Source organism: Bacillus sp. ISL-75 (genome assembly GCF_018613095.1).
The window spans coordinates 1-22,883 of the sequence record NZ_JAGGQX010000061.1; the positions used below are offsets into that span (position 1 = coordinate 1).

The following is a 22,883-nucleotide window of genomic DNA, read 5'->3' on the forward strand; positions in this document are numbered from 1 at the left end:
TTTTGAGGGAATGATACCTCAAAAGAAAATAGTCTGGCAGCAATGGCGAGAAGGTCACACCCGTTCCCATACCGAACACGGAAGTTAAGCTTCTCAGCGCCGATGGTAGTTGGGACACGCGTCCCTGTGAGAGTAGGACGTTGCCAGGCACATCTAAGACAACCTGAAAAGGTTGTTTTTTTGTGTTTTCAAAGATTTATGTATGGGTGATCAGTAAATGATAATTGTGCCCATGGAAGAGGAAAAGAGTCTAGACCGGACACAAAAAAGAATAATTGTGCCCATGGAAGAGGAAAAGAGTCTGGACCGGTCACAAAAAAGAATAATTGTGCCCATAGAAGAGGAAAAGAGTCTAGACCGGACACAAAAAAGAATAATTGTGCCCATGGGAAAGGAAAAAAGCCTGGTCCGGTCACAAAAAAAAATAATTGTGCCCATACAACAGAAAAAAAGCCATTGATCGTAACTAAAGAGGATACTAAAAGCTTGTCTTTTTGTTTGTCATCTGTAAGGACAATGACAATAGTAAAAAAGTACGAAGTGTTTTCAAAGAAATTACGAATAGACATACACCCAAATGCTAGTTGTTACATAATATATTAATTAAGATGACGGGGAAAAGATTATTCGAAAAATTGTATACAAATAGACACATAAGGGCAGAATGGATGTATGGAGGTGGAGGGATTGAGTTCATTATTAGCACAGAAGTATCATGAGGAAACGTGCGTTATTTGTGAAAACCAAAAACCAAAAGGCATACATCTATACACTTCATTTATTTGTACAGAATGCGAAAATGATTTAATACAAACAGATACAAAGGATCCAAAATATAAATACTTTCTCAAACAACTGAAAAAAATAACCACACCAGAAATTTTTTCATAAAAGTCCATTATGGGCTTATTTTTTTGCATTCATATGAGATTGGGCACTGATTTTTTGTTAGAATGAAGTGAAACTTCCAGCAGTGGGGGGTTCTTGCCTGCTAATAAGGCTGGATAAACGAAGCTCATAGAAGGAAGTAAACAAATGAATAATCAATTAAAAACACCTTTGTATGATGTGTTAATCGACCATGTCAAAAAGAACTCTATTTCCTTTCATGTCCCTGGACATAAATACGGTACTATAAATCAACCAGAAGCAAATCGTTATTTTAAGCAGATTTTACAAATTGATGCGACGGAGTTATCAGGTTTAGACGATCTGCATTCTCCAGAAGGGGCAATATTAGAGGCAGAGTCACTACTAGCTAGCCTATTTCAAACCCAAAAGAGTTATTTCCTTGTGAATGGTTCCACCGTAGGCAATCTAGCAATGATTATGGCAGCTTGCTTAGATGGAACAAAGGTTCTTGTTCAAAGAAATTGCCATAAATCCGTTTTAAATGGACTAAGCTTGGCAAAAGCTGACCCCGTGTTTCTTGAGCCTGAATTTGACCAGGAGTGGAAAGCCCCTTCTGGTATTCGTATAGAAACGGTTAAAGAAGCTATTAACTTATATCCGGATGCAAAAGCACTCATTTTGACTTATCCGAACTACTATGGAATGGGATATGATTTACAAGAAATAATCAAAGAAGCACATCTGCATGATATCCCTGTATTAGTGGATGAGGCACATGGACCACATTTTATTCTTGGCGGGCCTTTCCCATCGTCAGCCCTTCAATTGGGTGCAGATGTTGTGGTTCAATCAGCACATAAGACGCTCCCCGCGATGACGATGGGATCCTTTTTACATGTGAATAGCCAGTTGATTAATGGCAATAAGGTAAAGGAATACTTAGCCATGTTCCAATCAAGCAGCCCGTCCTATCCGATTATGGCATCCTTGGACCTGGCCAGAAATTATTTAGCTACATATAAACCAAATGATTTAACCTTTCTTTTGAACGAAATCCAACGCTTTAAAGAGATGTTGGCGGAAATTCCAGCAATCCGGGTGTTAGAATACCCAAATGATAACGGCGATCCTTTAAAATTAACCATCCAGTCCCGCTCAGGGTTAAATGGCTTTGAGCTCCAAAGAAGATTAGAAGAGGTATCCATTTATACAGAATTAGCCGATCCACATAATGTGCTCTTTATTCTTCCTTTATTAAAAGAAGGACAAAGCTTTCCTTTGGAAGAAGCGGTCCTGAAAATTAAGAAGGCGCTAGCAGGTTTACCTTTAAATGATGCTCAAGAGGTGTTTGAGGTGGCTAGTCAAAAAATCTCAACGTTAGCGATCCCTTTTAAAGGAATGGGTAATTTAATGGTAAAAGAAGTAGATATAAATGCAGTGATAGGTGAGGTATGCGCTGAAACGATTATTCCCTACCCCCCGGGTATACCCTTGCTGATAAAGGGTGAAAGGATAACAAAAGATAAACTCAGTCAACTCGCCAGCCTGTTAAAATCAGGAGCTAGATTTCAAGGCGGCGCCCGATTAAAAGATGGTCTTATAAAGACCTTTTACACAGCTTAAGAGATAGATACAGTTTTGGAGGTTTTATTTAAATGGATAATGGAATATTTATAACGTTTGAGGGCCCGGATGGTGCGGGAAAGTCAACCATTATTAACATGGTAGCTCAGGAGTTTGGAAACGTACTGCTAACGCGTGAACCAGGCGGGATTGATATCGCGGAACAGATTCGATCCGTCATTTTAGATAAAGAAAATACCGCGATGGACCCTCGGACAGAAGCCTTACTCTATGCTGCTGCAAGGAGGCAGCATTTGATAGAAAAGGTGAAACCAGCCTTAGCAGAGGGAAAAATCGTGTTGTGTGACCGGTTTGTTGATAGTTCTTTGGCTTACCAAGGCTATGCACGCGGGTTAGGAATTGATGAAGTTTTTGCAATCAACCAATTTGCGATTGAAAATTTGATGCCTGAGTTAACGATCTACTTTGATATCGAACCAGAGTTAGGCTTAAAGCGGATCAACAAAAATAAAGGCAGAGAGATTAATCGATTGGATTTAGAAAACCTAGAATTCCACCAAAAGGTTAGCACAGGATATCATCTATTAATCGAACGCTTTCCAAATAGAATTCAGTCTATTGATGCTTCCGGCACAGTGGAAGAGGTTTTTCAAGAAACCCTAAAAATAATAGTAGAAAAATTAGCAAAAAGGAAGCCTTCCCTGTAAGGCTTTTTTTTATCCTAAAATAAATATGTAGCCTTCCCTGCCATTACGAATGTAAGGAACTCTGTTACCTGTTATAATATAGGAAACAACAAAACTAGATTGGGATAAAAAAGAGAGGGTGGTTCGGATGAAACTTATCATAGCTGTTGTACAGGACCAGGATAGCAATCGGTTATCAAAGGCACTAGTAGATAACAATTTTAGAGCAACAAAACTAGCGAGTACAGGTGGATTTCTGAAATCAGGTAACACGACCTTTATGATTGGTACTGAGGATATTCGCGTGGACCGGGCCCTCCAAATTATTAAGGACAACTGCAGATCCAGAGAACAGTTAGTTGCCCCTGTTTCACCAATGGGTGGAAATGCAGACTCGTATGTCCCATATCCCGTTGAAGTTGAGGTTGGCGGGGCAACCGTATTTGTCCTTCCAATTGAGCAATACATGCATTTTTAAGCCTAGTGAATGTCGGTTAATTTTATAAAGTAAGAGAGTGATGAGCTTGGTGAAATCATGGGAACAGCTAGAAGAGCTTCAGCCAACTGTGTTAAACATGTTAAAAAACAGTTTAGTGAAAAATCGAGTGGCCCATGCGTACCTTCTTGAGGGCATTAGAGGGACAGGTAAGCGGGAAATTGCGTTGTTACTGACGAAGTCCCTATTTTGCGAGTCCATCATTGATCGTTATAAACCTTGTGAAGAATGCAATAATTGTCGTCGAATCAATCATAGCAACCATCCTGATGTTCATATTGTGGAGCCGGATGGATTATCCATTAAGGTTGACCAAATCAGAAGCCTGCAGGTTGAGTTTTCCAAAAAGGGATTAGAATCTTTGAAAAAGGTTTATTTGCTTATCCATGCAGATAAAATGAGTGTCAGTGCATCCAATAGTTTACTGAAATTTTTAGAGGAACCCAATCCCGGGACAGTTGCCTTTCTATTAACAGAACAGCCGCAGAAAATTCTACCAACAATCCTTTCGAGGTGCCAAATACTAACATTTCATCCATTATCACCTCTAGTTATGATTAAACAATTGGTGGAAAACGGCGTAGAACCGCTAAAGGCTCCGTTACTTGCTCAATTGACCAATAGCTTGGATGAGGCACATAAATTAAATGTCGATGAATGGTTTGCACAAGCTCAAAAAATAGTGGTAAAATTATATGAGGTGTTGAAAAAAAATCCGTTGGAAGCTATGGTAACGCTTCAGACTGACTGGTTTCCTCACTTTAAAGATAAAGAACAAATTCACCGTGGTTTAGACCTTTTACTTCTTATTTTTAAGGATTTACTATATATACAATTAGATAGGCAGGAGCAAATTGTTTTTCGAGAGGAAAATGAACGGCTGCAACAATTTGCACTGCAAACATCTGGACGGCGCATATCGGATCAAATGTCAGCTATTCTTGATGCAAAAAGAAAGCTTGAGAGGAATATGAATCCTCAGCTGATGATGGAACAGCTTGTGTTAAAATTGCAGGAGGGATCTTCATTTGTATGATGTTGTAGGAGTACGCTTTAAAAAAGCGGGTAAAATCTATTATTTTGATCCAGGGGACCTCTCTATAGAAAAAGATGACTTTGTGATTGTCGAAACAGTTCGTGGAGTTGAGTATGGTAAAGCTGTCATCGCTCGCAAACAGGTGGAGGAGCATGATGTTGTCCTTCCACTAAAAAAAGTGGTGAGAATTGCCGACCCGAAGGATCGAATGATTGTTGAAGAGAATAAGCAAGCCGCAAAGGAAGCTTATGAAGTTTGTAATGAAAAAGTGAATGAGCATCAGCTGGATATGAAACTAGTCGATGTAGAATATACATTTGATCGAAATAAAGTCATATTCTACTTTACGGCTGATGGAAGAGTTGATTTCCGTGAGCTTGTGAAGGATTTAGCAGCTATTTTTAGGACGAGAATTGAATTACGCCAGATTGGTGTCCGCGATGAAGCGAAGATGCTTGGTGGTATCGGTCCCTGTGGAAGAATGTTATGCTGTTCGACCTTTTTAGGGGATTTCGATCCAGTTTCGATAAAAATGGCGAAGGATCAGAACCTTTCATTGAATCCTACAAAAATATCTGGATTATGCGGCAGGCTGATGTGTTGTTTAAAATATGAAAATGATGAATATGAATCTGCTAAAGCATTGCTGCCGGATTTAGGGGAATTCATTGAAACACCGCAGGGTAGAGGAAAAGTAGTAGGATTAAATATATTAGAGCGGGTACTGCAGGTTGAACTAAAGGAACAGGATCGAGTTCTGGAGTATACCTTGGAGGAAATCAATAAAGAAGGTGCCTTTTCTATACAATCCACAGATTAACGAGGTGGAAGACGTGGATAAAAAAGAAATATTTGAATCAGTAAGTAATATGGAAACACAAATTGGCCATCTTTACCAGCAGCTGGGAGAATTAAAGCAGCATTTAGCCGAAATACTAGAAGAGAATCATTATTTAAAGCTTGAAAATGAACATTTGAGACGTCGTTTAGATGTAACGACTGAAGCGGAAAAAAAGGTAACAGAGAATAAAAAGGGGGCAGTCCTGCCCGAGTCTCCGGGGGTAAAGCCATTTGATGTTGGGGAAGGATATGATAACCTCGCCCGTCTCTATCAAGAAGGGTTTCATATCTGTAACCTTCATTTTGGAAGTTTACGCAAGGAAGGCGATTGTTTATTCTGTCTTTCCTTTCTTAATAAGAAATAACCTTAAGAGGCTGACAAAAATCAGCCTCTATTTTCATACATTTAGGGGATGGATAATTTGGTCAACTTGAAGGAAGATGAACGGTTAGATTATTTATTAGCGGAAAACTTAAGGATTATCCAAAGTCCGTCTGTTTTTGCCTTTTCCCTTGATGCCGTTTTACTTGCAAGATTTGTATATGTTCCGATTCAAAAAGGGAACTTAATTGACCTCTGCAGCGGGAATGGTGTCATCCCTTTATTTTTAAGTGCACGAACAAAGGGTCAGATTACTGGTGTTGAAATACAGGAACGGCTTTACGATATGGCTGTAAGAAGCATTGAATATAATGGACTAGAACCCCGACTGCAAATGATTCATGGTGATATCAAGGATATGCCAAAACAGCTGGGCCATGGGCAATTTGATGTCGTCACTTGCAATCCTCCCTATTTTAAAACGGCGTCAAAGGAAGAGATGAATCCCAATGAACATCTAGCAATTGCCCGTCATGAAATTTTTTGTACACTAGAGGATGCGGTCAAGGCTTCAAGTCAATTGGCTAAACAAGGCGGCAAGGTGGCTTTTGTACACCGACCGGGGCGACTGCTGGATATCATTACATTGATGAGACAATATCGGCTTGAACCCAAACGAATTCAATTTGTCTACCCGAAGAAGGGGAAAGAGGCTAATACGCTTTTAATTGAGGCAATTAAGGATGGCAGTCCGGATCTAAAAATTTCTCCACCGTTATTTGTTTATAATGATAACAATGAATATACACCAGAAATTAGAGAGATTTTATATGGAGAATAGCGATCACTATTTTTATGTTCTTACCTGTAAGGACGGTAGTTTATATGGTGGATATACGAATAATCTTGAACGCCGGATTAAGCTTCATAATGAAGGAAAAGGGGCAAAATATACGCGGGGCAGAGGCCCGGTCGAACTTACATACTATAGAAGCTATGAAAATAAAGGGGATGCGCTAAGGGCAGAATACTCCTTTAAGCAATTAAGCAGGAAGAAAAAAGATGAATTTTTAATAAAAGAAACAGGTGATGTGTATGTGGCAGCAAAAAAGCTTTGAGAATGAAGCTACGAAAGGGATCTTATATCTTATTCCCACACCAATTGGAAATTTAGAAGATATGAGCTTCCGTGCGATTCGATTATTAAAAGAAGCAGACTTAATTGCTGCAGAAGATACAAGAAATACAAAGAAGCTTTGTAATTACTTTGAAATTGGAACACCTGTTGTAAGTTATCACGAACACAATAAAGAAACGAGCGGCGATAAATTGATTCAAAAAGTAAAGGAAGGGTTAAAGATTGCGCTGGTAAGTGATGCGGGTATGCCTGCCATTTCAGATCCAGGTTATGAGCTGGTCGCAGCGGCCATTGAAGAAAAGGTAACAGTCGTTCCGTTACCAGGTGCAAATGCTGCCCTAACATCATTGATTGCCTCCGGTTTAGTGTGCCAGCCCTTTTACTTTTTTGGTTTTTTGAATCGAAACAAGAAAGAAAAGCGGGCGGAGTTAGAACACTTAAAGTGGCAGTCAGCTACGTTAATCTTTTATGAATCACCACATCGCCTAAAAGAAACGCTTTCGATTATGTCAGATGTCCTCGGTAACCGGAAGATCGCAATTTGCAGGGAGTTAACAAAAAAGTATGAGGAATTTATTCGCGGATCGATTGAAGAAGTAATCGCTTGGACCACGCAGGATGAAATCCGCGGAGAGTTTTGCTTGATTGTTGAGGGGACGGATCAGCAACAAGAGGAAGAACCAAGCTGGTGGCACAATTTAACGCTTGAAGAACATGTAAATCATTATATTTCTGAAAAAAATATCCCTTCGAAGGAAGCGATCAAACTAACAGCGAAAGATCGTGACATAAATAAAAGAGAAGTGTATCAGGCCTATCATGTCGAATAGATAGAGCTTAAGTGGGATACACCGCTGAACGTTTGTTTCCGCTTTTCAAAGAAAAAAAGCTCCAGCACTAATTGAAGTGCCGGAGCTTTTTATTATTTTACTAATTCAAAGTTGTTTTGGATTTCTTGTAATAACTGTTCTGCACCTTCACGGCTAAGAATCAATTTACCGCCAGCAAGAGTTAAATTATCATCAGATACTTCTCCTGTAACTTGGCAAGTCATATTTGGCTTGTATTTCTTTAAGATAATACGCTCATCATCAACGTAAATTTCAAGAGCATCTTTTTCAGCGATACCAAGAGTACGTCTTAATTCGATTGGAATAACCACACGGCCTAACTCATCAACTTTACGAACAATACCAGTAGATTTCATTTTTATGATCTCCTCTCACATTTGCACTTATTTTTCTCTATCTATTTATTCGTCATTATTCGACAAAATTTTCATAACTTAATAATACAAGAAATTCCCATATCCGTCAATAATTTTTATTTTGAAAAATAATAGTAAATTTATTCAATTAAGATGATCGTTGATTTAACAACGTTTTTTCTGAAAATTACCTATATTTAGCAGTGAATAATACTATTGGATTGTTGATAAAACAACTGTTCAATTCGTTATTTTTTCGACAAACTTCAACATAAATTGATGCGATTGAACTATATATCCTTCGCAGGAATTGAAATCTTTATGGGTGTAATAGGAAAATATGAAAAAATAAAGGAATCAGGTAAAAGAGCGCCTCCTTGCACAAAAGTTGGTTTTTCGGTATATTTTGAGGATAGAAGCGGGAAAAAAGAGGCAATAATGGTTAAATAGAGCTTTGGACTCGCAAACTAGCGGAGGGATTAAGATGGAGAATAAATTAAAGACTTTTTACCTAACGACACCGATTTACTATCCAAGCGGTAATTTACATATTGGGCATGCTTATACAACTGTTGCAGGTGATGCAATGGCCCGATATAAGCGGATGCGCGGCTATGATGTTATGTACTTAACTGGAACGGATGAGCATGGGCAGAAAATTCAAAGGAAAGCTGAAGAAGCAGGGATTACTCCGCAGCAGTATGTTGATGAAATTGTCGATGGAATTAAAGAATTATGGAAAAGACTCGACATTTCTTATGATGATTTTATCCGAACAACGGATGAAAGACATAAACAAGTCGTTGAAAAGATGTTTGCGAGACTGCTTGAACAAGGAGATATTTATCTCGATCAGTATGAAGGCTGGTACTGTACACCATGTGAATCCTTTTATACCGACCGTCAGCTAACGGATGGAAATTGTCCAGATTGTGGCCGTCCGGTGGAAAAGGTTAAAGAAGAATCATACTTTTTTAGAATGAGTAAATATGTAGATCGTCTATTGCAGTACTACGAGGAAAATCCCGATTTCATCCAACCTGAATCTCGAAAAAATGAAATGATTAATAACTTTATCAAACCTGGCCTGGAGGATCTTGCTGTTTCAAGGACAACGTTTGATTGGGGGATCAAGGTGCCGGGGAATCCAAGGCATGTTATTTATGTTTGGATAGATGCCCTCTCAAACTATATTACGGCACTTGGTTATGGAACAGAAAATGATGCAAAATATTTAAATTACTGGCCAGCCGATGTTCACTTAATGAGTAAGGAAATTGTACGTTTCCACACCATCTATTGGCCAATTATGTTAATGGCATTAGATATTCCACTGCCCAAAAAGGTATTTGCCCATGGCTGGCTGTTGATGAAGGATGGAAAAATGTCCAAATCGAAAGGGAATGTGGTTGACCCTGTCACCTTAATTGATCGCTATGGTCTGGATGCGCTCCGCTATTATTTATTAAGAGAAGTTCCGTTTGGGGCGGATGGCGTCTTTACACCGGAAGGATTCGTCGAAAGAATCAATTTCGACCTAGCTAATGATTTAGGTAATCTTTTAAATCGTACGGTCGCAATGATTGAAAAATACTTTAACGGTGTTATACCTGATTATTCCGGCTCTATTGGGGAATTTGATGCATCACTGCTGCAAGTTAACCAGGATACAGTTAATGTATACGAAGATGTAATGGAGAAGATGGAGTTTTCAGTAGCATTATCTACAATTTGGCTGCTTGTCAGCCGTACCAATAAATATATTGATGAAACAAAACCATGGGCTTTAGCGAAGGATGAGGCGAATCGCGAGGTACTTGCTAGTGTAATGGCTCATCTGGCCGAATCCATACGAAGAATTGCGATTTTACTGCAGCCATTCCTAACACGTACACCGAATTCCATCTTTACGCAGTTGGGTATTCAGGATGAGAGCCTTAAAACATGGGAAAGCCTCACTGATTTTGGTGTCATACCAAGCGGAACAAAGGTCGAAAAGGATGCACCGATATTCCCAAGACTTGAAATAGCTGAGGAAGTAGAATTTATTAAGACGAAAATGCAAGGTTCTGCTCCAGCAGTTGAAGAAGAGAAAGAAGTAAAGCCAGAAGAAAAACCTGAAGAAATCGACGAAATTGCTATTGACGATTTTATGAAAATTGATTTGAGGGTAGCCGAAGTTGTTCAAGCAGAGCCTATTAAAAAGGCGGATAAATTGCTTAAGCTTCAGCTTGATTTAGGGTATGAAAAGCGTCAGGTCGTTTCTGGAATTGCCCAATATTATAAGCCGGAAGAATTAGTTGGTCGAAAGGTCATTTGTATTACCAACCTAAAACCAGTTAAACTTCGTGGTGAACTTTCACAGGGAATGATCCTAGCAGGTTCAAAAGATGGTCAACTTTCGCTTGCAACCGTCGATCAAACATTACCGAATGGTTCCAAGGTGAAATAAAGGTTAATAACTTTACAAGAAAAGCGCCTGCACAAGGCGCTTTTCAATGTTACACGTGGAACATTTTTCGAGACATTTCTTTTTATTACTTGGTTATTGTTGAATATTGGCATTTCTAACGCGAATAAGAAAATGTTAGCGAAAAATAAAATTCTTTTTGAAAAAAATGGTGAAGGAGCAAAACTATGCTATTTGATACCCATGTACATTTAAATGATGACCAATATAACGAAGATTTAGAAGAAGTAATCACTAGGGCTCAAAGTGAGGGAGTCACTAATATGGTTGTGGTCGGGTTTGACCGCAAGACCATTCAAAGGGCAATGGAATTAGCTGATAGCTATGATTTTATCTTTGCCTGCATTGGGTGGCATCCCGTTGATGCGATCGACATGACCGAGGAGGATTTACGATGGATAGAGGAATTAACTGCCCATCCAAAGGTAGTTGCCATCGGTGAAATGGGCTTGGATTATCATTGGGACAAATCTCCAAAAGATATTCAGAAGGAAGTTTTTCGAAAACAAATCAGACTTGCTAAAAAGGTTAATCTTCCAATCGTGATTCATAATCGAGAAGCAACAGCTGATATTGTTGAAATTTTAAAGGAGGAAGGAGCGGAAGAAGTAGGCGGGATTATGCATTGCTTTAGCGGCAGCCCTGAAGTAGCGAAGGAATGCGTAAAAATGAACTTTTATATTTCTCTTGGAGGCCCTGTAACCTTCAAAAATGCCAAAAAGCCGAAAGAAGTAGCTGCTGAAATTCCACTCGATAAACTATTAATAGAAACAGATTGCCCATATTTGGCTCCCCATCCCTACCGAGGGAAAAGAAATGAGCCTAGTTATGTAAAATTAGTAGCTGAACAAATTGCCGAAATAAAAGGATTGACAATCGAAGAAGTAGCGGAAGCAACGACACGAAATGCTAAAAAATTATTCGCCATAAAATGATAGGGGAATTTGTCGAAGCTGGTGGAAGCTTGTCTTATATTTTAGCGATAACAAAAAGTTCTACATGTCTCCTTTTCTACATAGGATAACCGTGTCGATAAGTTTATCTTTGCTATTTTCCAAACTTTGTGCATAATTAGAAATACCTTCGCACAGTATGCAAAGATTAACAGCCGACAGCATGGTTCATTAATCTCTCTAAGAAAAGGAGGCGTTTTTCATCGTATTCAAAAACATGAAAAACCTGTTTTCCAAGTCTTTGAGCCGGAAGACATTGACCATTGCTTTTGCTAGTTTCGTAGTTTTGCTAACAACTCTTGGTATTCTTTTTTACGAAGGATCAAAGAAAACTGTTGCCATCACTCTTAACGATCAGCAAAAGGTCGTGAAAACACATGCAGATACCATCAAAGAATTATTAGATGAATTGGATGTATCCACCCGCTCACAAGACTATTTGCAACCTAAGGCGAATGCAAAGGTGAAGGACCACCTGAAAGTCGTATGGAAGCAAGCTAACCAGGTTCACATTGTCAAGGACAACGAGAAAAAAACGATCTGGACGACAGCTGATACAGTGGCTGAACTCCTAAAAGAGCAGAAAATTGTTTTGAGCAAACATGACCAAATCTCACCTAGACCGCAAGCGGCAATACAAGATAAGATGAAGATTGGAATAAAAGAAGCATTTCATCTTACATATGTTGACGGCGGTAAAAAGCAACAAGTTTGGGCCACTTCGGCTACGGTCGCTGACTTTTTATCACAAAAGGGCATTCAGTTAAACACACTAGACCGAGTTGAACCGTCATTAACAGAAACCATCTCAGAGAATGGTGTTGTTAACGTCATTCGAGTAGAAAAAGTCACCGATGTAGTGGAAGAACCTGTTCAATTTGCTGTAGTAACCAAAAAGGATGAAAGTTTAGAAAAAGGCAAAGAAAAGACCATTACCGAAGGCAAGCACGGTCGCGTTTCTAAACAATATGAAGTCCTAATTGAAAATGGCAAAGAAGTAACTAGAAAATTAATTAGTGAGCAGAAGATTGCAGAAAAGCAAGATAAAGTTGTGGCTGTCGGAACGAAGGATTTATCGTTACAAGTTTCACGTGGTGCAGATGAGTCGGGACAGGAGTTTTACGTTACTGCAACTGCTTATACAGCGTATTGTAATGGCTGTTCAGGTAGAACAGCAACGGGACTTAATCTCCGTGCTAACCCGAACATGAAGGTAATTGCCGTTGACCCAAGGGTTATTCCGCTGGGGACAAAGGTGTATGTTGAAGGCTACGGCTATGCTGTAGCAGCTGACACAGGAGGGGCAATTAAAGGATATATCATTGATTTATTCATGCCATCCAATCAGGATTGCTACCGCTGGGGACGCAAAAAAGTAAAGATTAAAATTTTAAATTAGTTTACAATTTGCAGAGGGTCCTATCCTCTGCATTTTGCTTTTTTCATAAATTTCTTTATACTAACATCGAATACATATTGATAAAATGCTTCATCTTTATTTTACTTTATTGTATGAATGGATTCAATAATATAGACGATGTACATTACAAAAATGTTTCAAGTTTTTTTCATTTTTTAAAAAAATAATAAGGTTTAAAAGTTTGAACTTAGATTACTGTCTAGCTTCAGCGCCCAACGGCTAGTGGACTTCGCTCTCCGCCCTACGATAAGTCAACATCGAATCGCTAACGCTCTTCGTGTTTCCTTTATCTCAGTTGGAGCGCTCCAGTCCATACGCCGCTAAACGGGCGCCTGCGCTTTTCTAATTTTTATTACGGAGGCTTACACTTTTAAAATGAAGATTAAAGAAATTATAGTTGTGGAAGGTAAAGACGATACTACAGCGATTAAACGGGCAATCAATGCAGATACAATTGAAACAAATGGTTCAGCTGTAAATGAAACCACCATTGAAAAAGTAAGGCGTGCTCAACAGTCCCGAGGCGTAATTATTTTTACGGATCCTGATTTTCCTGGTGAAAAAATTAGAAAGACGATCGCTGAGGCTGTTCCTGGTTGTAAACACGCATTTTTAACGAAGGAAGCAGCTATGGGAAAAGCAGGGGAAAGCCTGGGTGTGGAACATGCCAGTCCTGAAGCCATCCAAGAGGCGCTTAAGGATGCCCAGACCATGCGTGAAACGTTTACAGAGGAAATAACGCAAGAGGACCTACTTACAGCTGGCCTTATCGGCGGTGAAGGGGCTAAAGAAAGAAGAATCATGTTGGGGAAAATTTTAAAAATTGGTTATACCAATGGAAAACAGCTGCATAAGCGCTTAAATGTATTCCAAATCAGTAAGCAGGAATTCGCTGAAGCACTAAGGGTTGTAAGTCAGGAGGAACTACATGAATAAAGATATAGCTACACCGGTAAGGACAAAAGATATTCTTAAAAAATACGGATTTTCATTTAAAAAGAGCCTTGGCCAAAACTTTTTAATTGATACAAATATCTTGAAAAAGATTGTTAGCTTTGCGAATTTAACAGAAGATTCTGGTGCGATTGAAATCGGACCAGGAATTGGTGCGCTTACTGAGCAGTTGGCCCGCACAAGTAAAAAGGTCGTCGCTTTCGAGATCGATCAACGTTTATTACCAATCTTAAATGATACCCTATCACCCTATCCTAATGTAAAAATTATACATAACGATGTATTAGAGGCAGATGTGGCTGAAGTCATTAGAGAAGAATTTAATGATATGGACGATATCATGGTGGTTGCTAATTTACCTTATTATGTTACAACGCCGATTATCATGAAGCTTCTTGAAGAACATTTGCCTATTCGCGGGATCGTTTGTATGCTCCAAAAAGAGGTGGCAGACCGGATTTCTGCACGGCCAGGGACGAAGGACTATGGCTCTCTTTCTATCGCTGTTCAGTATTATACAGAGGCAGAAACAGTGATGATCGTTCCAAAAACGGTTTTTGTGCCGCAGCCGAATGTGGATTCTGCCGTCATCAGGTTAACCAGGAGGGAACATCCCGCTGTTACGGTCACAGATGAAACATTCTTTTTTCAAGTGACCAGGGCCAGCTTTGCACAACGAAGAAAAACCCTGCTTAATAACTTAACAAGCCAGCTGCCCGAGGGAAAGCAAAAGAAAGAAGACATCCTTCAGGCCTTAAGTGCAAGCGGAATCGATCCTGCTAGAAGAGGAGAGACCCTTTCCTTAGAGGAATTTGGCCGCTTAAGCGAAGAATTATATCCGTTTTTCCACTAGATCCTTTTTAAAGGATCTATTTTTTTTCACAATAAAGCAAAGGTTTGCATAGCCTATGAGAGAAACTTTATTTAAAGGCCCTTTTGCTGGTCTTATTGGAGTGACGGCAGTGGATATAAAATTAATGGATATTGTCGGCAGGCGTTCGTATAATTGTGACATTCTATTTCGCGTGATAGATGTTCGAAAAATAAACGACCAGAAATTTGCGGTCCTATACGGAGAAGACTTTCGCCTTGTGGCAGACGCACCATACGAAGATTTGGTCGTCATCGACGATAATCAAAGAGTCAGGTTGAAGAATGAATACCGGACGCTAGAGGAACAGTCTTTTAAGCTGTTTAAACAGGATGTTGAATTAATCAAGAACCGTCAGGAATATGAAGCGACCGGCGGATATGTAAAACCAAGTAATTATTTTCAAATGCCAGGGAAGGTTCTCCATCTGGATGGTGATCCATCCTATTTGAAGAAATGCATGACACTGTATGAAAAAGTAGGAATCCCTGTTTTAGGTATACACTGTAATGAAAAAGAGATGCCAGAAAAAATAGGGGAATTGATTGATTTATATCGCCCAGATATTCTTGTTATTACAGGACATGACGCGTATTCAAAGGCAAAAGGAAAAATGACGGATATTAATGCATATCGCCATTCCAAACATTTCGTCCAAACGGTCAAGGAAGCACGAAAAAAGATTCCCCACTTAGATCAGTTGGTTATTTTTGCAGGAGCATGTCAATCGCACTTTGAATCATTGATTCATGCTGGGGCAAATTATGCCAGTTCGCCCTCAAGAATTAACATCCACGCCCTCGACCCAGTCTATATTGTCGCCAAAATCAGTTTTACACCTTTTATGGAAAGAATTAATGTCTGGGACGTGTTAAAGAACACATTAACAGGTGAAAAGGGACTTGGAGGAATTGAAACAAGAGGAGTGTTACGAACGGGAATGCCTTATCGGCCAATCCAAGAAGAGGATGAATAAGCCTTTGCTGTCCGATAAGGCTTATTTTTTTTATTACTGAGCCGATACATATTCCCATGCAAATAAGGTAACGATAAAAATGTTGAAATTTAGAAGAAAAAGTAGAATAAAAAATATTGACAATCTTTTTGTTTGACTGATATAATTTATGTTTTTGTTTGACATGACTATGTCAGTGTGTTATACTTTACACAGTGAGGTGGACCGAAATGCCAAAAACCTTAGCCGATATTAAAAAGGCTCTTGACACAAATTTAGGGAAAAGATTACTGCTTAAAGCCAACGGAGGACGCAGAAAGACGATTGAACGTTCCGGTGTTTTAGCTGAAACTTATCCATCTGTTTTTGTTATTGAATTAGATCAGGATGAAAACTCATTTGAACGTGTTTCTTACAGCTATGCAGATGTATTAACAGAAACAGTTCAAATTACTTTCTACGAAGATGCATCAGGACATTTAGCCTTAAATTAGAATATAAGCAATACACAGCAGTAAACATTTGTTTACTGCTTTTTGCTGTCTAAAAAGCGGAAGCGCCTTGTCCAGGGGCTTATGACCCCGAGCCCCTAGGCGCTGGAGCTAGATTCAAAGAACTAGTTCAATGTTATGTTTCATGAAAAGCCCATTACTATCCCATACTAACAATGCTGTAGTATGAAAGGGGTTGTTTAGATGGGCAGAAGAAGAGGGATTATGTCCAGTCGCTTTAAAGAGGAGCTTGCGAAAGAGCTTGGCTTTTATGATGTCGTTCAAAAAGAAGGATGGGGCGGCATCAAGGCAAAGGATGCAGGGAATATGGTCAAGCGTGCCGTTGAACTTGCACAAGAACATTTGGCTAATCAGGGTCCTAGAGTTTAACTTATAAATAAGTCACTTCCGCTTTTGATATTAATCAATCACATACTTCAGCGAGACCAGAGGACAATCTCCTCTGGCTTTCTTTTTCTCCAATTTATGACCCTTTTCTTATAAATCTAATAATAAAATATGAAATTTGATAGGATTTATCATATCTCACGTCTTAGTTTTATCATTTTGTGGTAAAATAGGACAAAATGTGGATTTCCGGACAATAAAGAAGTAGGTGGACGTAGTGAAGCTTTTAGTAAAAGCCCCGGCCAAAATAAATTTAGCATTAGATGTTTTACACAAACGATCAGACGGTTTTCATGAGGTGGAGATGATTATGACCACTATTGATTTGGCTGACCGGGTTGAATTATCGTTATTAAACGATGATAAAATACATATTCAATCTCACAATCGCTATGTCCCTGATGACCAGCGTAATTTAGCCTTTCAAGCTGCACAGCTCTTGAAGGATCGATTTAATGTAAAAAAAGGTGTGCTGATTTCGATTGAAAAAACGATTCCCGTTGCGGCTGGACTTGCGGGGGGAAGCAGTGATGCTGCTGCTACTTTAAGAGGTTTAAATAAACTTTGGAATCTCGGTTTAACAATGGATGAATTGGCCGAACTAGGAAGCGAAATTGGATCAGATGTTTCATTTTGTGTCTATGGAGGTACTGCCTTGGCAAAGGGCAGAGGGGAAATCATTACCGAATTACCTGCCCCGCCGACATGTTGGGTGATCCTTGCGAAGCCCTTTATTGGGGTTTCAACAGCTGAAGTATACCGAAGACTAGATACCAATAAAATGGCCCATCCAAACATTCGGGGAATGATTGAAGCGATAAATGAACATGATTACCAAAAGGTATGTAAAAACGTGGGGAATGTTTTAGAAGATGTTACCTTAAACCTTCACCCTGAAGTTGCATTAATAAAAGAACAAATGAAGCGTTTTGGTGCAGATGCCGTATTAATGAGCGGCAGCGGTCCAACTGTTTTTGGAATTGTTCAGCATGATTCAAGAATGCATCGAATTTATAATGGATTAAGAGGATTCTGTGACCAAGTATTTGCGGTCCGCATGTTAGGGGAACGGCACTCACTTGATTAAAAACGTACGAAAATGGTATTCTATAATTAGAATATTCGTGTTTTTGGGGGCATGTTATGAAATTTCGCCGCAGTGAACGTTTGATTGATATGACAAATTATTTATTAGATCATCCTCGGCAACTAGTTCCGCTTACTTTTTTTGCAGATCGTTATTCATCTGCGAAATCATCGATTAGTGAAGATTTGGGTATCATTAAAGAGACGTTTGAAAAAAGAGGAATTGGAACGATACAAACAGTGCCTGGGGCTTCAGGCGGGGTAAAGTTCTTTGTAAAAGTAAGTCAAGAAGCAGCAGCACCTTTTATCAATGAATTGTGTGAATTAATTGCTAATCCTGACAGGCTTTTACCTGGTGGATATTTATATTTAACTGATATATTAGGGGATCCTCAAGTAGTGCAAAATGCGGGGCGCATTATTGCCTCTGCCTATACAGATGCAAAAATTGACGTGGTCATGACCGTTGCTACAAAAGGAATTCCTCTTGCCTATGCCGTGGCAAGTCAGTTGAATGTTCCAGTTGTCATCGTCCGAAGGGATAGTAGAGTAACGGAGGGACCGACAGTAAGTATTAATTATGTGTCCGGTTCAGCCAAAAGAATCCAAACCATGGTCCTTTCAAAACGAAGCATGAAACAGGATTCACGGGTCCTTATTGTCGATGATTTTATGAAGGCTGGCGGAACTGTCATGGGAATGATCAGCATGCTTGAAGAATTTAATGGGCATCTGGCTGGAATTGCTGTTTTAGTAGAGGCAGAAAAAATTCAGGAGCGTCTAGTCGATGAATATATTTCCCTCGTCCAGTTATCTGATGTAAATGTGAAAGAAAAAAAGATTAATGTTCAAGCTGGAAATTACTTTAATTAATAGATGGAGGGAATTAGGATGAAAACAGTTCAAACAAATCAAGCACCGGCGGCTATTGGCCCATACTCGCAAGGAATTATCGTAAATAATCTGTTCTATAGCTCAGGGCAAATTCCATTAACAGCTGATGGAGCCTTGGTAACAGGCGATATTAAAGAACAAGCTCACCAAGTTTTTCAAAATTTACAGGCAGTTTTATCAGCTGCTGGTGCGTCTTTTGAAACAGTCGTTAAGACAACTGTATTTATTAAAAATATGGATGATTTCGCTTCATTAAACGAGGTATATGGTGAATATTTCTCAATCCATAAACCCGCTCGTTCGTGCGTCGAGGTTGCTCGCTTACCAAAAGATGTTTTAGTTGAAATTGAAGTTGTCGCACTCGTTAAGTAATTTAGTTAATTTTTGTTAATTTACTCCTGTGTTTACAATTGTTCACTATTTTGCCCTAAATTTTCTAAAATATTTTGAATATAAAGAAGGATTTCTGAAAAAGTTGTTGAATTTAATTACTTAGCTTTTTATATCAGAAAAGGGTGTGAGCACATGGAAGTAACTGACGTAAGATTACGCCGAGTTAATACGGATGGACGCATGAGAGCGATCGCTTCTATCACTTTGGACAATGAATTTGTTGTTCATGACATTCGTGTTATTGACGGGAACAACGGTTTATTTGTAGCTATGCCAAGCAAACGTACTCCAGATGGAGAATTTCGTGACATTGCGCATCCAATTAATTCAGGGACGCGCGGTAAAATCCAAGAAGCTGTTTTGGCTGAGTACCACCGTTTAGGTGAATTAGAAGTAGAATTTGAAGAAGCCGGAGCTTCCTAAGGATTTTTACAACTAGGGCCTTTCTTCTATGAAGGCTCTTTTTATTGTTTTTAGTTAATCCCATCCCCAATATTCCCTCTATTCTTATTTCCTCATAAATTAACTCATTATTAAAAAATTAGACTCTTCCCTCACATACCTTGAAAAGAGCGCCCATTTACGTTAATATTTTTAATGGATAAAAAGGTTAATTGGAGGACTTGAACATGCATAATCGTTATGCTGTGATTTTGGCTGCAGGGCAAGGAACGCGGATGAAGTCAAAACTATATAAAGTATTACACCCGGTATGCGGAAAACCAATGGTACAACACGTGGTTGACCAAGTAATGAAGCTTAATATACAAGAAGTTGTCACAATTATTGGTCATGGGGCAGAAATGGTGCAAGCACAGCTGGGCGATAGCAGTCGGTATGCTCTACAAGATCAGCAGTTAGGTACTGCCCATGCTGTTAGTCAGGCACAAAGCCTGCTCGAAGGGAAAGCAGGAGTGACGATTGTTGTTTGTGGGGATACTCCTCTAATCAAAGCTGAAACGATGGAGTCTCTGTTTAAACATCATGAAGAGTTAGCGGCAAAAGCTACCATCCTCACAGCGAGAATTGAAGACCCGACAGGATACGGCCGAATCATTCGTAATAAAAAGGGCTTAGTTGAAAAAATTGTTGAGCATAAAGACGCCTCTGATGAGGAAAGAAAGATTAATGAAATCAATACTGGTACTTATTGCTTTGATAATCTTGCATTATTTGAGGCCTTAAAGAATGTTTCAAATGAAAATGTTCAAGGGGAATACTATTTACCAGATGTGATAGAAATTCTAAAAAAACAGGGGGAAGTTGTCACAGCTTTCCAAACAGATGAATTTGAAGAAACATTAGGTGTGAATGATCGAGTGGCTTTAGCGGAAGCAGAACGAATTATGCGTGGCCGTACAAATGCAGCACATATGCGGAATGGGGTAACAATCATTGATCCTGCGAACACCTATATAGAAACAGAGGTTGAAATAGGGCAGGATACAGTTATCTATCCAGGAACGATGATCAAAGGCAAAACAGTGATTGGAGCAGAATGTCAGATTGGACCAAACTCCGAAATCGTTTCGTGTGAAATTGGTGCTGAAACGGTAATCCGTCAATCAGTTGCCCATAATAGCTCGATCGGTGCTCATGTCAACATTGGGCCATTTGCCCATATTCGTCCAGAATCAGCGATTCAGGATGAAGTGAAGATTGGCAATTTTGTTGAAATTAAAAAGGCTGTCTTTGGAAAAGGAAGCAAAGCCTCCCATCTCAGCTATATTGGTGATGCTGAAGTAGGTTCCGATGTAAACATTGGCTGTGGCTCGATTACAGTTAATTATGACGGTAAAAATAAATACTTAACAAAAATAGAAGATGGAGTCTTTATTGGCTGCAATTCAAATCTAGTTGCCCCTGTTACGATTAAGAAGGGTGCATATGTGGCCGCTGGTTCAACGATTACAAAAGATGTACCAAGTGAGGCCTTATCGATTGCCCGGGCAAAGCAAGTGAATAAGGAAAATTACGTTCAAAAGCTTAATCTAAAGAAATAGGCTAAGAAATTTAGGAGGCTATTATGTCGAATCAATATTTAGACCCAAATCTTAAGGTATTTAGTTTAAATTCCAATCGTCCCCTTGCAAGAGAAATTGCTAAAGTCATCGGTGTTGAATTAGGTAAATGTTCTGTCACAAGGTTTAGTGATGGTGAAATTCAAATCAATATTGAAGAAAGTATTCGTGGTGGTGACGTTTATGTCATCCAGTCGACTAGCCAGCCTGTTAATGAAAATATTATGGAATTATTAATCATGATTGATGCATTAAAAAGAGCCTCTGCTAAAACGATTAACATTGTGATGCCATACTATGGCTATGCACGTCAAGATCGTAAGGCACGTGCTCGTGAGCCGATTACAGCTAAATTAGTGGCAACCCTGCTTGAAACGGCAGGAGCAACTCGTGTGATCTGTCTTGATCTGCACGCACCACAAATTCAAGGATTCTTTGATATTCCTACGGATCATTTAATGGGTGTACCTATTTTAGCTGACTATTTTAAAACTAGAGAATTCAATGGCGATATTGTCATCGTTTCTCCAGACCATGGCGGTGTAACTAGAGCTCGGAAATTAGCGGAACGGATGAAAGCTCCGATTGCGATTATCGATAAACGCCGCCCAAGACCAAATGTGGCTGAAGTAATGAATATCGTAGGTAACATTGAAGGGAAAACGGCGATTTTAATTGATGATATTATCGATACAGCTGGAACCATCACACTTGCCGCGAACGCTTTAATTGAAAATGGTGCATCAGAAGTTTATGCTTGCTGTACCCATCCGGTTCTTTCGGGTCCTGCAATCGAAAGAATTCAAAATTCAAAAATTAAAGAATTAGTGATCACTAATTCCATTGCACTTCCAGAAGAGAAAAAGATTGATAAGATTATTAACTTATCTGTAGCACCACTGCTTGGTGAAGCGATTATTCGTGTTCATGAGGAGCAATCTGTAAGTACTTTGTTTGATTGATGATAAGAATGAAGGGTCTGGCCTCTTTGGTCAGATCCTACTTTTGCTTATGTATAGTTACCTATTTTGGAACAAACAGTCCAAAAAAATGTTTAGACCGCCCTCTTTTGGGGCATTTTTATATAGACAGTTTTTGATAAAATAGGAGGGTAACTAAACATGAGTACTGTACTACAAGCAAAAGAACGGAAGGAATTCCGTCATTCCGCATTAAAGGCCATTAGAAAAAACGGGAACATCCCCGCGATTATTTATGGTGCGAAGGTTGATAGTAAGCCCGTGTCGATTAGTTCAGCAGACTTAACAAAAACGATCCGTCAAGTGGGCAGGAATGGTGTTATTTCTCTTGATGTAGATGGCAGTAAGCAGGATGTTGTCTTAACCGATTACCAAGAGGATTCTATAAAAAAAGAGATCATACACGTTGATTTCTTAGCTGTAGATAAATCCTCAAAAATTAATGTGGATGTAAGACTTGTTCTCGTTGGGGATGCAGCAGGAGTAAAAGACGGCGGCATGATGCAGCAACCGCTTCATCAATTAGCAGTTACATCGACACCGGATAATATTCCACCGCAAATTGAAGTGGATGTAACAAACCTACAAGTAGGTGAAACGTTAACCATTGCCGACATTCTATATCAAGGTTCTTCTTTTACCATTAATCATGAGAATGATGAGGTAATTGCTTCGATTCTACCACCGAAGCAAGAAGAGGAAATTAATGCAGGTGAACAACAAGCACCGGGACATCCTGATAATGAAGAAGGAAGAGAGACCACTCCGGAATAGAAAAGCAATCGCGCTCGGGCTAGACAATGTTCCAAGCACAATGTAAATTAAG

General features: G+C 39.3%; 26 protein-coding genes and 1 rRNA gene. 26 read left to right on the forward strand and 1 reads right to left on the reverse strand.

Annotation, left to right across the window (positions count from 1 at the left end):
* Window positions 1-32: 32 nt before the first annotated feature.
* The 11 genes from rrf (at window position 33) to rsmI (ending at window position 7,784) form a co-directional block, all read left to right on the forward strand.
* A 5S ribosomal RNA gene (rrf, locus tag J7E63_RS22760) occupies window positions 33-149 on the forward strand.
* A 538-nt stretch (window positions 150-687) separates the two neighbouring features.
* Entirely contained in the window at window positions 688-891 is a 204-nt protein-coding gene (locus J7E63_RS22765) for a sigma factor G inhibitor Gin (RefSeq protein ID WP_088084905.1), read from the forward strand.
* Between the two features lie 144 nt (window positions 892-1,035).
* A complete protein-coding gene (locus J7E63_RS22770) occupies window positions 1,036-2,475 on the forward strand; it encodes an aminotransferase class I/II-fold pyridoxal phosphate-dependent enzyme (RefSeq protein WP_215016738.1) in 1,440 nt (479 codons plus the stop codon).
* Window positions 2,476-2,507: 32 nt separating this feature from the next.
* Window positions 2,508-3,143, forward strand: coding sequence for a dTMP kinase (gene tmk / locus J7E63_RS22775; protein WP_215016740.1), 636 nt, complete (start codon window positions 2,508-2,510; stop codon window positions 3,141-3,143).
* A gap of 127 nt (window positions 3,144-3,270) precedes the next feature.
* Window positions 3,271-3,600: a cyclic-di-AMP receptor gene (locus J7E63_RS22780; protein ID WP_088084908.1), complete on the forward strand. Its 330-nt coding sequence runs from the start codon at window positions 3,271-3,273 to the stop codon at window positions 3,598-3,600.
* Window positions 3,601-3,646: 46 nt separating this feature from the next.
* Entirely contained in the window at window positions 3,647-4,654 is a 1,008-nt protein-coding gene (gene holB, locus J7E63_RS22785) for a DNA polymerase III subunit delta' (RefSeq protein ID WP_215016741.1), read from the forward strand.
* Complete coding sequence (locus tag J7E63_RS22790; RefSeq protein ID WP_088084910.1) at window positions 4,647-5,474, forward strand: PSP1 domain-containing protein; 828 nt, start codon at window positions 4,647-4,649, stop codon at window positions 5,472-5,474. The genes holB and J7E63_RS22790 overlap by 8 nt, the downstream gene beginning before the upstream one ends.
* A 13-nt stretch (window positions 5,475-5,487) precedes the next feature.
* Window positions 5,488-5,859, forward strand: a complete 372-nt coding sequence (gene yabA / locus J7E63_RS22795; protein ID WP_168241447.1) for a DNA replication initiation control protein YabA — start codon at window positions 5,488-5,490, stop codon at window positions 5,857-5,859.
* A gap of 57 nt (window positions 5,860-5,916) precedes the next feature.
* A complete protein-coding gene (locus tag J7E63_RS22800) occupies window positions 5,917-6,657 on the forward strand; it encodes a tRNA1(Val) (adenine(37)-N6)-methyltransferase (RefSeq protein WP_215016743.1) in 741 nt (246 codons plus the stop codon).
* Window positions 6,647-6,934 (forward strand): GIY-YIG nuclease family protein, encoded by a 288-nt coding sequence (locus J7E63_RS22805; protein WP_215016745.1) that lies wholly within the window; start codon window positions 6,647-6,649, stop codon window positions 6,932-6,934. Before J7E63_RS22800 ends, J7E63_RS22805 begins: the two co-directional genes overlap by 11 nt.
* Complete coding sequence (gene rsmI, locus J7E63_RS22810; protein WP_214717319.1) at window positions 6,912-7,784, forward strand: 16S rRNA (cytidine(1402)-2'-O)-methyltransferase; 873 nt, start codon at window positions 6,912-6,914, stop codon at window positions 7,782-7,784. Before J7E63_RS22805 ends, rsmI begins: the two co-directional genes overlap by 23 nt.
* Window positions 7,785-7,876: 92 nt before the next feature.
* On the opposite strand, the gene J7E63_RS22815 is transcribed toward rsmI, so the two are convergent.
* On the reverse strand, window positions 7,877-8,167 hold the full coding sequence (locus tag J7E63_RS22815; protein ID WP_176525588.1) for a transition state genes transcriptional regulator AbrB: 291 nt from the start codon (window positions 8,165-8,167) through the stop codon (window positions 7,877-7,879).
* A gap of 478 nt (window positions 8,168-8,645) precedes the next feature.
* Here J7E63_RS22815 and metG point away from each other — a divergent pair, with 478 nt between their 5' ends.
* The 15 genes from metG (at window position 8,646) to J7E63_RS22890 (ending at window position 22,831) form a co-directional block, all read left to right on the forward strand.
* Window positions 8,646-10,613 carry a methionine--tRNA ligase gene (metG, locus tag J7E63_RS22820; protein ID WP_215016747.1) on the forward strand — a complete coding sequence of 656 codons (1,968 nt, stop codon included), beginning with the start codon at window positions 8,646-8,648 and terminating at the stop codon, window positions 10,611-10,613.
* 185 nt (window positions 10,614-10,798) lie between these two features.
* A complete protein-coding gene (locus tag J7E63_RS22825) occupies window positions 10,799-11,566 on the forward strand; it encodes a TatD family hydrolase (RefSeq protein WP_215016749.1) in 768 nt (255 codons plus the stop codon).
* A gap of 235 nt (window positions 11,567-11,801) precedes the next feature.
* The gene (locus J7E63_RS22830; RefSeq protein WP_215016751.1) at window positions 11,802-12,983 is read left to right on the forward strand and encodes a G5 and 3D domain-containing protein; all 1,182 of its coding nucleotides are present in this window, start codon (window positions 11,802-11,804) and stop codon (window positions 12,981-12,983) included.
* 396 nt (window positions 12,984-13,379) lie between these two features.
* A complete protein-coding gene (gene rnmV / locus J7E63_RS22835) occupies window positions 13,380-13,940 on the forward strand; it encodes a ribonuclease M5 (protein WP_215016753.1) in 561 nt (186 codons plus the stop codon).
* Window positions 13,933-14,811 carry a 16S rRNA (adenine(1518)-N(6)/adenine(1519)-N(6))-dimethyltransferase RsmA gene (gene rsmA / locus J7E63_RS22840; protein WP_214717314.1) on the forward strand — a complete coding sequence of 293 codons (879 nt, stop codon included), beginning with the start codon at window positions 13,933-13,935 and terminating at the stop codon, window positions 14,809-14,811. The genes rnmV and rsmA overlap by 8 nt, the downstream gene beginning before the upstream one ends.
* Before the next feature lie 109 nt (window positions 14,812-14,920).
* A complete protein-coding gene (gene yabG, locus J7E63_RS22845; protein WP_214717331.1) occupies window positions 14,921-15,805 on the forward strand; it encodes a sporulation peptidase YabG in 885 nt (294 codons plus the stop codon).
* Between the two features lie 209 nt (window positions 15,806-16,014).
* Window positions 16,015-16,278 (forward strand): biofilm formation stimulator Veg, encoded by a 264-nt coding sequence (veg, locus tag J7E63_RS22850; protein WP_066249244.1) that lies wholly within the window; start codon window positions 16,015-16,017, stop codon window positions 16,276-16,278.
* Between the two features lie 201 nt (window positions 16,279-16,479).
* Complete coding sequence (locus tag J7E63_RS22855) at window positions 16,480-16,665, forward strand: small, acid-soluble spore protein, alpha/beta type (RefSeq protein WP_168241456.1); 186 nt, start codon at window positions 16,480-16,482, stop codon at window positions 16,663-16,665.
* A gap of 235 nt (window positions 16,666-16,900) precedes the next feature.
* Window positions 16,901-17,770, forward strand: coding sequence for a 4-(cytidine 5'-diphospho)-2-C-methyl-D-erythritol kinase (ispE, locus tag J7E63_RS22860; protein WP_215016755.1), 870 nt, complete (start codon window positions 16,901-16,903; stop codon window positions 17,768-17,770).
* A 56-nt stretch (window positions 17,771-17,826) separates the two neighbouring features.
* Entirely contained in the window at window positions 17,827-18,642 is an 816-nt protein-coding gene (gene purR, locus J7E63_RS22865; RefSeq protein ID WP_215016757.1) for a pur operon repressor, read from the forward strand.
* A gap of 18 nt (window positions 18,643-18,660) precedes the next feature.
* Window positions 18,661-19,035, forward strand: a complete 375-nt coding sequence (locus J7E63_RS22870; RefSeq protein WP_215016759.1) for a RidA family protein — start codon at window positions 18,661-18,663, stop codon at window positions 19,033-19,035.
* Between the two features lie 153 nt (window positions 19,036-19,188).
* Window positions 19,189-19,479, forward strand: coding sequence for a septation regulator SpoVG (gene spoVG, locus J7E63_RS22875; protein WP_003347151.1), 291 nt, complete (start codon window positions 19,189-19,191; stop codon window positions 19,477-19,479).
* Window positions 19,480-19,685: 206 nt separating this feature from the next.
* Entirely contained in the window at window positions 19,686-21,059 is a 1,374-nt protein-coding gene (glmU, locus tag J7E63_RS22880) for a bifunctional UDP-N-acetylglucosamine diphosphorylase/glucosamine-1-phosphate N-acetyltransferase GlmU (RefSeq protein ID WP_215016761.1), read from the forward strand.
* Between the two features lie 23 nt (window positions 21,060-21,082).
* Window positions 21,083-22,039, forward strand: coding sequence for a ribose-phosphate diphosphokinase (locus J7E63_RS22885; protein WP_214717310.1), 957 nt, complete (start codon window positions 21,083-21,085; stop codon window positions 22,037-22,039).
* Between the two features lie 159 nt (window positions 22,040-22,198).
* Complete coding sequence (locus J7E63_RS22890) at window positions 22,199-22,831, forward strand: 50S ribosomal protein L25/general stress protein Ctc (protein ID WP_215016763.1); 633 nt, start codon at window positions 22,199-22,201, stop codon at window positions 22,829-22,831.
* Window positions 22,832-22,883: the final 52 nt, after the last annotated feature.

Bases quoted from the DNA above. Each gene is read 5' to 3' on its own strand.
- J7E63_RS22770 (WP_215016738.1), top strand. From the start codon at position 1,036: ATGAATAATCAATTAAAAACACCTTTGTATGATGTGTTAATCGACCAT.
- tmk (WP_215016740.1), top strand. From the start codon at position 2,508: ATGGATAATGGAATATTTATAACGTTTGAGGGCCCGGATGGTGCGGGA.
- J7E63_RS22780 (WP_088084908.1), top strand. From the start codon at position 3,271: ATGAAACTTATCATAGCTGTTGTACAGGACCAGGATAGCAATCGGTTA.
- J7E63_RS22805 (WP_215016745.1), top strand. From the start codon at position 6,647: ATGGAGAATAGCGATCACTATTTTTATGTTCTTACCTGTAAGGACGGT.
- rsmI (WP_214717319.1), top strand. From the start codon at position 6,912: ATGTGGCAGCAAAAAAGCTTTGAGAATGAAGCTACGAAAGGGATCTTA.
- metG (WP_215016747.1), top strand. From the start codon at position 8,646: ATGGAGAATAAATTAAAGACTTTTTACCTAACGACACCGATTTACTAT.
- J7E63_RS22825 (WP_215016749.1), top strand. From the start codon at position 10,799: ATGCTATTTGATACCCATGTACATTTAAATGATGACCAATATAACGAA.
- J7E63_RS22830 (WP_215016751.1), top strand. From the start codon at position 11,802: ATGAAAAACCTGTTTTCCAAGTCTTTGAGCCGGAAGACATTGACCATT.
- rnmV (WP_215016753.1), top strand. From the start codon at position 13,380: ATGAAGATTAAAGAAATTATAGTTGTGGAAGGTAAAGACGATACTACA.
- rsmA (WP_214717314.1), top strand. From the start codon at position 13,933: ATGAATAAAGATATAGCTACACCGGTAAGGACAAAAGATATTCTTAAA.
- veg (WP_066249244.1), top strand. From the start codon at position 16,015: ATGCCAAAAACCTTAGCCGATATTAAAAAGGCTCTTGACACAAATTTA.
- J7E63_RS22855 (WP_168241456.1), top strand. From the start codon at position 16,480: ATGGGCAGAAGAAGAGGGATTATGTCCAGTCGCTTTAAAGAGGAGCTT.
- purR (WP_215016757.1), top strand. From the start codon at position 17,827: ATGAAATTTCGCCGCAGTGAACGTTTGATTGATATGACAAATTATTTA.
- J7E63_RS22870 (WP_215016759.1), top strand. From the start codon at position 18,661: ATGAAAACAGTTCAAACAAATCAAGCACCGGCGGCTATTGGCCCATAC.
- spoVG (WP_003347151.1), top strand. From the start codon at position 19,189: ATGGAAGTAACTGACGTAAGATTACGCCGAGTTAATACGGATGGACGC.
- glmU (WP_215016761.1), top strand. From the start codon at position 19,686: ATGCATAATCGTTATGCTGTGATTTTGGCTGCAGGGCAAGGAACGCGG.
- J7E63_RS22885 (WP_214717310.1), top strand. From the start codon at position 21,083: ATGTCGAATCAATATTTAGACCCAAATCTTAAGGTATTTAGTTTAAAT.
- J7E63_RS22890 (WP_215016763.1), top strand. From the start codon at position 22,199: ATGAGTACTGTACTACAAGCAAAAGAACGGAAGGAATTCCGTCATTCC.